This is a genomic window from Zhouia amylolytica AD3, assembly GCF_000511935.2.
GTDB classification, from domain to species: domain Bacteria; phylum Bacteroidota; class Bacteroidia; order Flavobacteriales; family Flavobacteriaceae; genus Zhouia; species Zhouia amylolytica.
In genome coordinates, this window is record NZ_AYXY01000019.1 from 743,506 (window position 1) to 756,183 (window position 12,678).

Genomic DNA, 12,678 nt, shown 5'->3' on the forward strand with positions numbered 1-12,678 from the left:
GCCTGTTTATAACTGAATCCTATAATGGCAGTCGTTATCATAATTTAAAAAACTTAATTCGTGTAGGTTCTTATTTGATAAGCCTCAGGAAGCCTTCCTTCCAAAAACTGAACTATTCCACGCTTTGAAATAGATGCATAATTAAAAAAACGAAGCTTATCCACTTTAAAATCTTTCGCATTCCATTTGGCCAGATAAACCCCATAAGAGGTAGGTAGGTTTTTAGGCGCCCTGGGATTTTGCTTTTCTACTTCCACTGCTACATATAAATCATTCAGATTTTGTTGATTAATCCACATTTTTAACATTTGTCTGGAACGTGTTCTTTTTTCTAGTGTCTTAAAAATTTTTTGGGTGACATCGGTAGCCTTTTCAGAACCAAAAGCATTCACCAGAACAGCATTGGGCTTAAATTGTTCTTTTAGATTAGAATCGTCATAATGCTTTGGTTTTACTATTAACTGTAAAAAACCAGTCTCATTTTTAGAAGTACTAATATTGACTCTTGCCTCGGTATTCCATTCTTGAGGATATTGCTCTAAAACATTTTTAATTTGAATTGATAAGCTGTCTATGAAATCTATTTCTGGTTCCCTATCAAGACAAAGGTTTATATAAGATCTGTCGATACTTATATTAAGCGCATTACTTCCTAAGGACTTTTTTAGATCGCTAACCATCCTTTCTCGTGATAATTTCTTCCTTGCTATACTATCTATTGATGCTACTTCATGCTTACCTTTAGGCAAGTAAAGGGCTTTTCGATTCGCATCCCATTGAAAGCTAATTATCACATTAGAATTTTCCTTCAACTCCAACTCCACCCAGAACATATCAGGTTCCAATGAAATCTCTTTCACCTGCTTTTTAAAAGTCTTAATTTGATATTTGCCCTGATGATTTTCCTGAAGGAACTTTACTAAACCTTGCTTGGCCTGTTCATTGGAAATACCACAAGAGAACAGTACAGCACACAGCAGGAATACCGTTATTTGTAATTTTCTATAAATCATAAGAATAGCAGTTAAATAAAATGATATAGTGATTAGAGGGGTATCTCCTGTTAAAGATTATTTTCCAACAATTCAACGAGAACTTCAACGCGTTCCTCTACCTTATCGGCATTCAAAACAGGACTATGATCTATGGTGAGTACACCATCCTTAAGTCTAAATGCCGAATTAGGGTTGTGATGATCATGCCGATTATCGATAACCACTTTTTGAAGGGATTCTTGCAATGCTTTTTTTCCCAGATCATCAGAAGAAATAGACTTGAATGCCTGGATTAAAGGTTGAAAATATATTTTAGGATAAGTGTCGTTATATAAATGCATAAATTGCTCATTAAATAACGAATCCCATTCTATTAAAATTTCTACATCAAATCCGGCTGCAGTATCAATTTGTCTTTTTAATTCCGGGTATGCCTCCTCTAGAAATGCTTTTGTAAACCTTTTTTTCTTTAATCCCATAACTATTTACCTTTGAGTTTTCTAAATATTCAACCCAAAACTACCGAGGTTACAACTGCTCGCAAAAATGGTTTTAAAAGCGATCACGTTGATTTTATATTTGCATTATTGTTCCGCTAAAAACTGCTTAAGTAAGGCGCGTTTTCGGGTGGCAATCGGAATTTCAGTACCATCTTTTAATCGTAAGGAACTGCTGTTACTAACAGATTCAATATACCTACTGTTTATTAAATGTGACTGATGGACTCTGATAAAAGCATGTGCACTTAATAATCCTTCATAATACTTTAAATTTCTGGAGCACATGATTTTATGTTCATCAGTGTAAAATATGGTGTAACTACCATCAGACTGACAACGAATAATATCATCAATCTTAAGAAGGAATTGCTGGTCAGTGGTTTTTAAAAGCAAGGTGCTTTGTTGCTGTTTCCTATCAATCTCGCTTATTTTCTCTACCGCTTCTTTATATTTTTTTTCTTTATTATAAACCTCTCTGAAACGCTTCAAACATTCAGAAAGCTCATCCGCATCAATTGGTTTCAACAAATAATCTACTGTATCAAACTTAATCGCCTTAATAGCAAATTCATCATAAGCCGTTGTAAAAACTATTTTAAAATCTGTAGTATCAATGGCATCTAAAATGTCAAAAGCACTTCCTCCCAATAACTCAATATCTAAAAACACTAAAGATGGTTTAATCACTGGCAATTGCTCTATGGCCTCACTTACATTATCAATCTTAGCAACTACGCTAATTTCCTTTTGAGTATATTTAATTAACTTTTCCAAAGAATTCATAGCGTTGAATTCATCTTCTACAATTACCGCTTTAATCATAAAACTTGAAGTTTAAATGTAACTCTGGTTCCCATTGGAGCCCCTTCGGGACTATAGAGATCTTCAATTTTAAATGTTTTTTCCTCGCCCTTACCCCGTCGCTTTAATCGCTCTTTAAAAATATCTGTTGCATGTAAACCTTCACTTACTTTAAGCTGCCTGGCTACAATCGAACGACCAACCCCATTATCTTCCACCGTAAATATTAAATGCTTATTATCCTTAGAAATAAATACTTTTAAAACCCCCTTTCCCTGCTTATGTTTCAAACCATACTCAATGGCATTCTCTACAAATGGCTGTAATAACATTGGAGGAACCAATATTGCAGACTTTTGGATATTAGCATCTACCTTGATCTGATAATCAAATTTCTCATTAAAACGAAGTTGTTGTGTTTGAATATAGTTGGTTATCATGGCCATTTCTTTATCCAAAGAAATCTTTTCCTTCCTTACATAATCAAAGTTTTGTCTGATGAGTTTTGAAAATTTTGCGATATGATTCGACGAGCGTATCGAATTCCCCTCCAAAGTAATATTTTGAATGGCTGCAAGTGTGTTAAAGATAAAATGAGGATTCATCTGCGCTCGTAATAAGCGTTGCTCAAGCTCAGAAGCCTTATGAGCAGATCGCAACTTCAAATTGTAAAAGAAAAATCCCAGGGCAATCAATAATAAAATCAAGGATATAATCGCACTACTGAATAATAAACGATTAGTTTCATTAATTTCCCTCTGATGAATCAATTGCGACTCCTGTTCCTTCACCTCATACTTAACGTTGGCAAAAGATAATAGCTGATCTTTTTCAATATTATTAACCAACTTTTGAATGCTATCACGTCGCATCTGCTCTTCTAAAGCCTCGTGATAATCACCCAGCATAATTGATATGGAAATTAACTTGTCGGAGACGGCTATAATTTCTTTATGATTCTTTTTAAGATCAAATATTTTTAATGCTTTTTGATAGTTAATCTTTGCAGAGTCTGTTTGATTCCTGATCAAAAAAAGATTTCCTAAACCTTTAAAAGGAGCTGCGTTAATGGCGTTTATATTTTTATTGACTGTTATGGCACCTCTCAAAAACTTTTCAGCACTATCGTAATCCTGAGCCTCTATATAAGCATATCCAATATTATTTAACAACCTTACCAATGTTGGAGTATCATTAGAATGTTGACTTAAGGTTAGAGCTTCAGAATAATTTTTTAAAGCCTTGTTATATGATTTGAGTTGTAAATGAGCACTGGCTATGTTAGATTTGATAGCTATAATTGATGTGGTGTCTTTCGAGTCCTTAAAAAGCGAATCACTTTTATGAATATAAGTTAGAGCCTTTTTATAATCTTTCAATAAAAAATGCAAATGAAATAACTGATTATAGGCTTTAGCCTCTATCCGATGATTCTGTATCAACTGTGCTATATGTAACGCTTCAAGAGCATATTCCTGAGCGATCTCATAATCTTTTAAATGAATATGTGCTGCACTCAGTGTAATTAAACACCTGCCCTTATTATATGGATCTCCCAACTTATTAAAAAGGTCATAAGTTTTTTTATGAACCTGAATAGCATCAAAAAATTGATCATTCAAATAATAATCTTCTCCTTTATAAAACCATGCCATTGCCATTTCTGCATCGTTAATATTAGAAGTGTTTGTAATTAAACTATCAATTCGAAAAATGGTATATTGAGGATCTACATACGATGCTGAATCAATCTTTGCCAATTCATTTTCAATAGAAGTTCTTATTTCTACATCATTTTTACAAGATAAAAACATTACTAAAACCACAAATGTAATTACAGAATAAGTAAGGCTATATAGTCGGTTCATTCCTAAGAGCACTAAAAAATTTTAAAACCAAAATTAAGAAAATGATTACAAACAAATATAACCACCTAACTTATTAAAGGTTAAAACAGTGATTGATTAAAATAATTAGACGTGCAAACTCATATATATTACCTATTTATATATATTTGAGAAAAGTAAATCCATGAAAAAAATTTTATATCTGGCCATTGCATTAGCCCTCTCTTGCAATACGGCGCAAAAAGGAATAAACGAAAATGTTTCTACAGCTAAGAGTGATCTTACTGACCCTTCTGTAACCTTTGCATCTTCTATCTCGGAAGAAGAATTGAAAACGCATTTATACACTTATGCCTCTGATGAATTTGAAGGTAGAGAAACCGGTGAACCAGGGCAAAAGAAAGCCGTTGAATACTTGCGAAAACAATATCAGATGATGGGAATTCCCGCAGCCCAAGCGAATGGTGATTATTTCCAAAAAGTTCCACTACAGGTTGCAGGTGCCCCAAAAGGAAATATCCTAATTAATAATACGAATTATGCAATTGGAGAACACCTAATTACATTTTCTAACCCAATCTCAGGTGACTACGATATTATTTATGCAGGATATGGTATTGAAACCGATACATATTCCGACTACAAAAACATGGATGTATCTGGTAAATTCGTACTGATTAAATCTGGTGAACCTAAAAATTCTGATGGCACTTACACGCTAAGCAATTCAAACAAGCCAACAGACTGGTCTAACTGGAGAGAAAGTTTAGCTAATAGATTTGAAATAGCAAAGAGCAAAGGAGCAGTTGGTATCTTATATTATGATGATTCTTACTTTTCTCGAGTGAAACGCAGATATGATTATTATACAAAATCCAACCATTCTGGTAGTATGAGCTTTAAATCTGAAGAGCAAGAACCTGTTGGAATTATTATAGATAAAAGCCTCGCAGAATCACTAATCTCAGATATTAGCACAAACAACCAAGTTAAAGACTTAAATGTTAACATCACTTTAGACTACAATGCCTCAATTAAAGATGTAGACACTGAAAATGTGGTGAGCGTAATTAAGGGAAGTGAAAAACCTAATGAATATATTGTGATATCTTCACACCTAGATCATATAGGTATTTCTGGTGATGGTGAAATAAATAATGGTGCCGATGATGATGGTAGCGGATCTGTTGCTATGTTAGAAATTGCTGAAGCCTTTAAAAAAGCGGAAATGGATGGATTTACACCAAAGCGCTCCATTGTGTTTTTACATGTAACAGGTGAGGAAAAAGGATTGTTTGGGTCTGCCTACTATGCAGAGCATCCAATCTTCCCGTTAGAGCAAACAGTAGCCGACCTTAATATTGATATGATTGGACGTATTGACCCTAAAAGAGAAGGAGACAGAAACTATATTTATTTAATTGGAGCTGATAAATTAAGTTCTGAACTTCACGAGATTTCAGAAGCTACCAACGAAAAGTATTGTAAAATTGAATTAGATTACAAATACAATGATGAAAATGATCCTAATCGATTTTATTACAGAAGTGATCATTACAACTTTGCTAAAAACAATGTTCCTGTAATTTTTTATTTCAATGGAACCCATGATGATTACCACCGCCCTAGCGATACACCCGATAAAATCAATTATGACCTGTTAGCTAACAGAGCCAAATTAGTATTTCATACAGCCTGGGAGTTGGCGAACAGAGAAGAAAGAATTGTGGTTGACAAAATAACTAAATAATTACTTAGAACAAACGACCCAATTAATATACACGTGAGGTATATAGTTTCAAAAAATATTGAGATTGATTTTCGAAGTAATTGTTATCTCTCCTAACAATAAAAGAGGTTGCCTAAATAGGCAACCTCTTTTATTTTAGTAAATCTTATTAATGACGTAGGCAGGGGCGTTATGAAAACAAAAGCACCCTAAACTCATCATTTAAAGCAGCGACTAAGTCCACTAATTCCTTCTAATATAGAAAACGAAGAATTATAATATTCTGAATTCATTCAGCAAACCAAACTAAAAAAACATCCAAACAAAATCTTAAAATCAATTAGATATCCTGTAGATCATTCAAACAATTAGGCAAGCTCAAAGGTAAGCACCCCCCTACAAAACCCCTAAGTTATCCCCATGTTACCCCATATTATCCCTATGTTATCCTTATATTATCCTCATAACATCCTTAAACTACACTTACAGTAATGAATAGTATAACCATTTTTATTTACCATTAAAACTTCAAAAAGTAAAATTGGAAGCAATAAAAATATCAGGTAACCTACGAGAAATAATAAGTGTAAAATTATTTAAGTCTTAAAAAAAAAATAAAATAACAGAAGAAAGTGGCTAAAGGTGTTTTAGCCGAAAGAATTGGCTAAAAAAAAAAGCCGTCTAGAAATTAGACGGCTTTAATTATATGATATGAAGATAAGATTACTTCTTGTCAGCTTTTACAGTTTCAGCAACAACTTCAAATGGGAAGTCGATAATAACCTCTCTGTGAAATCTGATAGTAGCATTATAAGGACCAGCAACTTTAACATTACCTCCAACAATGCTTACAAATTTCTTATCTAATTCAAAACCTTCTTTATTAATAGCTTCTGCAAGATCAGCGTTAGTAACAGAACCAAAAAGTTTATTACCTGTACCTGCTTTAGCAGATATTTTAATCTCAAGAGCTTTAACTCCTTCAGCTACCTTCTGGGCATCTTCAACGATTTTCTTCTCTTTGAATGCTCTCTGCTTAAGGTTTTCTGCTAATACTTTCTTCGCTGAAGAAGTAGCGATTACAGCAAACCCCTGAGGAATTAAATAATTACGTCCGTAACCGTTTTTTACGGTAACTACATCATCTTTAAAACCTAAGTTTTCTACGTCTTTCTTTAATATAAGTTCCATAATGCTCTTCTCCTTTTTATTTTAATAAATCGGTTACGTATGGCATTAAAGCTAAATGACGTGCTCTTTTAACAGCAGTAGCCACTTTTCTTTGGTACTTTAATGACGTTCCGGTAATTCTTCTTGGTAATAATTTACCTTGCTCGTTTACAAATTTTAATAAAAAGTCAGGATCTTTATAATCGATATATTTAATTCCAGACTTTTTAAAACGACAGTATTTCTTTGTCTTTGTAGTTTCAATGTTTAATGGAGTTAAATACCTGATTTCTCCATCTTTTTTTCCTTTAGCTTGTTGTTCAATACTTGACATAATCTCTAAGCTTTAGCATTAAGTTTATTTCTTCTTTTTTCTGCCCAAGCAATTGCATGCTTGTCTAACTTCACAGTTAAGAAACGCATAATACGCTCATCTCTTCTGAATTCTAATTCAAAAGGTTCGATTGCCTCACCTGGAGCAGTAAACTCAAATAAATGGTAAAAACCACTTTTCTTGTTTTGGATTGGATAAGCTAACTTCTTAAGCCCCCAATCTTCTTTAGATACCATTTTTGCCCCCTTAGAAATTAAGAAATCTTCGAACTTCTTAACTGTTTCCTTTATCTGAGTCTCAGATAAAACGGGATTTAAAATGAAAACAGTTTCGTAATGATTCATAAGTTTATTATATTTAACATTAAATTTCAAGGGTGCAAAAATAGTATATAATTGGGCACCAACAAAATATTTACCACTTAAATATACCCAAAAAGGGTAAAAGTCCCTATTTTATATTTAAACCTTGTGGAAATAGTATTTTTTCACTAAAATTGCTTACTGAAAACCAACAACTTAACCAAATCTCAGTTATGAGAATGAATTGTATAATTGTAGACGATTCTACCATGCAAAGGGCTGCTGTCGCTAAATTAGTAAAGAATCATCCTCTACTTCATTTGGTTGCTGAATATGGTAACGCCATTGAAGCAAAAACAGGACTGAAGAATGAGGACGTTGATCTTATCTTTTTAGATATAGAAATGCCTATTGTTAATGGTTTTGATTTGTTAGAATCACTGAACTCTCCTCCGCAGGTAATTTTAGTTACCGGAAAAGCGGAGTACGCATTAAAAGCATTCGATTATGATGTTACGGACTATTTGCATAAACCAATCACCTTAGACAGGTTCAATGCATCAGTTAAAAGAGCACACGAAAAATTTAAAGCGAAAGATGTCAATAACGAAGATGATGAACATATCTTTGTTAAAAGTAATCTGAAAAAACGCAAAGTTTTTCTAAACGAAATTCATTGGGTTGAAGCCTTAGGAGACTACATTAAGTTAGTTACCGAAGATGCGAATATTGTGATCCTTTCCACTATGAAGGCATTTGAAAAACAATTACCAAGTGATCGTTTTTTACGCATTCATAAGTCTTACATCGTTAACCTTGAGAAGGTAGAAAAGTTTAATAGCAAGATTGTAGAAGTAAATGGTAAACAAATACCTCTAAGTAGAAACAAAAAACAAGAGCTTTCGGAAGCTTTGAATAGTTAGTAGTTATCGACATTCAGTATAATCCTAATCGCTTTATACTGTGGAATCGCTTCAAAGCTTTTCTTTATTTTCCGAATTGTTGTCTTTACTTCTTTAATTGAACGCTTTGGAGGTATCTTTACCAAAACGTTCAGGATATACTCGTTCCTAATTCTACCTACGGGAGGTTGTTCGGGCCCCAGAACATTAGAACCAAAACTATTCTTTAAAGAAGTACTAAACCAATTCGTACCTTCATGTAATTTCTGATAATCTCTATTCTTAAACGTTAGTTTAATAAGCCTGTAAAAAGGTGGATATTTATATTGCTTACGTTCATTTATCTGATCAGTAAACATATCTAAAAACTTATGCATCGAAGCCTGTTGCAAAATTTGATGATAAGGATTATACGTCTGAACAATAACCTTACCCCTTTTCCTGGTTCGACCTGCCCTACCTGCTACTTGCTGAATAAGTTGAAAACTTCGCTCATGAGCACGAAAATCAGGATGGTTTAATAAGTTATCCGCATTCATTATACCTACCAAAGTTACATTCCTAAAGTCTAAACCCTTGGTAAGCATCTGAGTTCCTACTAAAACATCAATCTCATGTTGCTCAAACGCTGTTATAATTTTCTCATACCCATACTTTCCTTTGGTAGTATCGGAATCCATTCGTGCAATGTTGGCTTTCGGAAACAAAGACTTTAACTCGACCTCTACCTGCTCAGTACCAAATCCTTTGGTATTAAGTTCTAAACTTCCACAAGACAGACAACTCCTTTGCTCGGCTATATGATAACCACAATAATGACAACGTAATTGTTTTTTATAGCGATGATATGTCAGACTTACATCACAATTAGGACATTGAGCAGAATGTCCACAAGTTTCACATTCTATAATCGGAGCAAACCCCCTCCTATTCTGAAAAAGTATCACTTGTTCTCCTTCACTCAACACTTCCTCTATCTCTTTTATAAGACGATCTGAAAAATGTCCATTCATCCGCTTTTTCTTGTGCTTCTCCTTTATATCCACAAGCTCCATCTCCGGCATCAAAACATTACCAAATCTTCTGTTCAATTCAACGAATCCATATTTACCCAGTTTTGCATTGTAATAGCTTTCAACACTTGGCGTAGCTGAACCCAGTAAGACTCTGGCCTTATGCATCATCGCTAAAACAATTGCAGCATCTCGAGCATGATATCTTGGAGCCGGATCAAATTGTTTGAAAGAGGTTTCATGTTCCTCATCCACGATTACCAAACCTAGATTGGTAAAAGGCAATAGGACAGAAGAACGTGCACCCAAAACAATTTGGGCCTTTGTATTATTCTCCATTATATGATTCCACACCTCTACTCTTTCATTCACAGAATACTTAGAATGATATACGCTTACTTTGTTGCCAAAGTAATCTTGTAATCGATGTATTAACTGAGTAGTCAAAGCGATTTCAGGAAGCAGATACAAAACTTGTTTTCCCTGGGCTATCATTCTTTCTATCAACTTCACATAGACTTCTGTTTTTCCTGATGAAGTAACACCATGTAATAATGTAACTTGATGCTTCTTATAATTTTCATCTATTTGCTTTAAAGCCTCCATTTGAAATTCATTAAGAACTTTGGATGCTTTTGTTTCATGACCAGCATACTGAACCCTGTCTACCTGTAAATGATATTCCTGTAATACCTCTTTATCGATGAGCGTTTTTACAACACCTGAAGAAACTTTCGCCTTTTCCTCTAACTCCTTAACTTTAATCGGTTTTCTGGTTGCTGCCTCCAGAGTAAACAAATTTAATACCACTTCTTTTTGTTTTGGAGCGCGATTTAATTCATTTAATAGCACTTGTAACCGGTCTTCGGAAGTATATGGAGGAGCTAAACGTATATACCTAACTAATTTAGGCTTGTACTGCTCATAAACCTCCTCTTTAAGGTAAAGCACCTGCTTATCCAATAGGCGATTTAATACAGGAAAAACATTCTTTCGATCAATGATTTGACTTACTTCCTGTACCTTCAAAACAGGCTGATGCTGAAGTGCTTCATATACCAGCCACTCATCATCTTTCAACGCTGTTTCAGGCAAAGAAAATTTATCATTTTTCGTAATTATGGTTTCACTTTCTAATAAAAACGCAGAAGGCACTGCAGCCTTGAAAACATCTCCAATAGTACACATATAATAATCAGCTATCCACAACCAATGCTCTAGTTGCGTTGGTGAAACTATCGGAGCCTCATCAAGTAATTGATCTATTGGCTTTGCTTCATATAACGAAGGAGGTTCATTATGAATCCTAAAAACCAACGCTGTATATATCTTTTTTTTACCAAAAGGAACAGCTACGCGCATTCCTTGCTTCAAATAATCAGCTTCATTCTCTGAAACTTCATATGTAAAAAGCTTTTCTATTGGAATAGGAAGTATTACATCGATATAATAACGCATATAGCAAATATAGCTTTTCAATTAAAAAAACCACCTCATTAAGGTGGTTTCTATTATCGATTCATTTTTCTAATTTAATGAAGCATTGCCTTTTTTAATTTCTTATCTGCTGGCTTATCACTCAACCAAATCCCAAACAAAGCTTCCTTAAACTCCTGTCCATCTACGGTTCCCAACAGTTTTCCATTTTTGTAGGTGGTAACCACCCCATCAGCCGCATAAATATCAAATACGTTGTCTCTTACGATCTCTTCATTAAAAAAGCTAATGAATTTTTTAATTTGCTCACTGGTAGCAAATCCCGTAGTGGAATTTTCAAATCCTTCCGTAACAGCATCAATCATTTTTTCTTGAGTTACTAAACCCGAAACAATATGCAACTTTATACACATCGGTTGCTCAGAGGAAATTATTTGTGATTCATTCCCAGATTTAGAAGTCAGATACAATGCCCCTGCATACAAATCAATCCAAAATTTTTCCCTTATTCCTGCGCCATTAAGCTCTAAATCATTATTGTTAATTGAAATACGATTTGGCAAAGTAGCATCTCCCACTTTAGTTTGGGCATTTATAGCTATGCCCGCTAACAATAAAACACTTAATACAACTATTTTTTTCATGTACATGCCCTTATTAGTTTAATCTTCTTTTCAAACTACGCAAGGTAGCATTCAACTCAAATCCTAACAATAAAACATTTGAATTTAACCAAATATAAAGCATTAATATTAATAAGGCTCCGATAACACCGTATAGCTCATTATATTTAGAAAAATTATCTATATAAACCCCGAATAAATAAGTTGTAACTATAATCAATATAGTTGTCAACAAAGCCCCAGGTGAGAAAAACTTAGATTGCTTCCCCTCGGCAGTTCCGAAATAATAAAGTAATGCAGAGGAAACATAAACAATTATTGTAAAGAAAATAAACCTTCCAAAAGAAACTGCTCTTTGAGCATCTACCAAACCCTCCTCTTGAATATATTTATCGACATAAACCTCAAAATAAACAAAAGCTGCTACACCAAACAACAACATAAGAGCTAACATAAGGGCAACCGCTACAGAAACAAAATACTGCTTGATCACATTTCTGGTTATCCTTACATGATATGAAGTTTCAAAACCTCCAAATATAGCATTGATCCCATTAGCCATTAAGAAAATAGACAAAAAGAACACTGAAGACAATAAGCCCCCTCCTTTTTTATTAAATATATCATCTATTATTTGACCAAAAAAACCAACCGTTTGCTCTGGGAGTAAACTTTTAATAAATTCTTTAAAATCATTTTCAAAACTTGAAACAACACCCTGCCCTCTGACACCGTTAACCATTTCTGTTGTTTCAACAAATTTTGATACACCGGTAAAATCATCTACATAGGGTATTAAATTCAACACAAACAATAAAAAAGGGAATATAGCCATGAAGAAACTAAATGAAATAGCACTAGCTCTATAGGTAAGAGCCCCCTTTACAATTCCAATAAGGTACATCTCAAGCAAATCATACAAAGACAGGCCTTCAAAACCTGGAAGTTTTATTTTCTTAAGGAGATCAACGATAATGTTGATTACAGGTATTTTTGCTAGTTTTTCTTCTATTTCGGTAGACATG

The 12,678-nt window shown here is 33.9% G+C and carries 12 protein-coding genes; 2 read left to right on the forward strand and 10 right to left on the reverse strand.

Annotated elements, in window-relative coordinates; genetic code table 11:
- Window positions 1–53: 53 nt before the first annotated feature.
- The 4 genes from P278_RS07895 to P278_RS07910 form a co-directional block, all read right to left on the reverse strand.
- On the reverse strand, window positions 54–1,013 hold the full coding sequence (locus P278_RS07895; protein WP_038264652.1) for a hypothetical protein: 960 nt from the start codon (window positions 1,011–1,013) through the stop codon (window positions 54–56).
- 50 nt (window positions 1,014–1,063) lie between these two features.
- A complete protein-coding gene (locus P278_RS07900) occupies window positions 1,064–1,474 on the reverse strand; it encodes a hypothetical protein (protein WP_038264655.1) in 411 nt (136 codons plus the stop codon).
- Between the two features lie 105 nt (window positions 1,475–1,579).
- Window positions 1,580–2,317 (reverse strand): LytR/AlgR family response regulator transcription factor, encoded by a 738-nt coding sequence (locus tag P278_RS07905; RefSeq protein WP_038264658.1) that lies wholly within the window; start codon window positions 2,315–2,317, stop codon window positions 1,580–1,582.
- Entirely contained in the window at window positions 2,314–4,164 is a 1,851-nt protein-coding gene (locus tag P278_RS07910; RefSeq protein ID WP_038264663.1) for a tetratricopeptide repeat-containing sensor histidine kinase, read from the reverse strand. Before P278_RS07910 ends, P278_RS07905 begins: the two co-directional genes overlap by 4 nt.
- A gap of 163 nt (window positions 4,165–4,327) precedes the next feature.
- On the opposite strand from P278_RS07910, the gene P278_RS07915 reads away from it, so the two are divergent.
- Window positions 4,328–5,893: a M28 family peptidase gene (locus tag P278_RS07915; protein WP_038264666.1), complete on the forward strand. Its 1,566-nt coding sequence runs from the start codon at window positions 4,328–4,330 to the stop codon at window positions 5,891–5,893.
- Window positions 5,894–6,595: 702 nt separating this feature from the next.
- On the opposite strand, the gene rplI is transcribed toward P278_RS07915, so the two are convergent.
- From rplI to rpsF, 3 genes are read right to left on the reverse strand one after another with little or no spacing between them, the layout of a single operon-like run.
- Window positions 6,596–7,063, reverse strand: a complete 468-nt coding sequence (rplI, locus tag P278_RS07920) for a 50S ribosomal protein L9 (RefSeq protein ID WP_038264668.1) — start codon at window positions 7,061–7,063, stop codon at window positions 6,596–6,598.
- A gap of 16 nt (window positions 7,064–7,079) precedes the next feature.
- The gene (gene rpsR, locus P278_RS07925; RefSeq protein ID WP_175496547.1) at window positions 7,080–7,379 is read right to left on the reverse strand and encodes a 30S ribosomal protein S18; all 300 of its coding nucleotides are present in this window, start codon (window positions 7,377–7,379) and stop codon (window positions 7,080–7,082) included.
- A gap of 2 nt (window positions 7,380–7,381) precedes the next feature.
- Window positions 7,382–7,720, reverse strand: a complete 339-nt coding sequence (gene rpsF / locus P278_RS07930) for a 30S ribosomal protein S6 (protein ID WP_038265493.1) — start codon at window positions 7,718–7,720, stop codon at window positions 7,382–7,384.
- A 191-nt stretch (window positions 7,721–7,911) separates the two neighbouring features.
- On the opposite strand from rpsF, the gene P278_RS07935 reads away from it, so the two are divergent.
- Window positions 7,912–8,601 carry a LytR/AlgR family response regulator transcription factor gene (locus P278_RS07935; RefSeq protein ID WP_038265496.1) on the forward strand — a complete coding sequence of 230 codons (690 nt, stop codon included), beginning with the start codon at window positions 7,912–7,914 and terminating at the stop codon, window positions 8,599–8,601.
- Here P278_RS07935 and priA read toward each other — a convergent pair.
- The 3 genes from priA to P278_RS07950 all read right to left on the reverse strand — a co-directional run bounded on the left by priA (window position 8,598) and on the right by P278_RS07950 (window position 12,677).
- Complete coding sequence (gene priA, locus P278_RS07940) at window positions 8,598–11,051, reverse strand: replication restart helicase PriA (RefSeq protein WP_038264674.1); 2,454 nt, start codon at window positions 11,049–11,051, stop codon at window positions 8,598–8,600. The genes P278_RS07935 and priA overlap by 4 nt on opposite strands.
- 74 nt (window positions 11,052–11,125) lie before the next feature.
- On the reverse strand, window positions 11,126–11,674 hold the full coding sequence (locus P278_RS07945) for a chalcone isomerase family protein (protein WP_038264677.1): 549 nt from the start codon (window positions 11,672–11,674) through the stop codon (window positions 11,126–11,128).
- Window positions 11,675–11,687: 13 nt separating this feature from the next.
- Window positions 11,688–12,677, reverse strand: coding sequence for a YihY/virulence factor BrkB family protein (locus tag P278_RS07950; protein WP_038264680.1), 990 nt, complete (start codon window positions 12,675–12,677; stop codon window positions 11,688–11,690).
- Between the last annotated feature and the right edge of the window lies 1 nt (window position 12,678).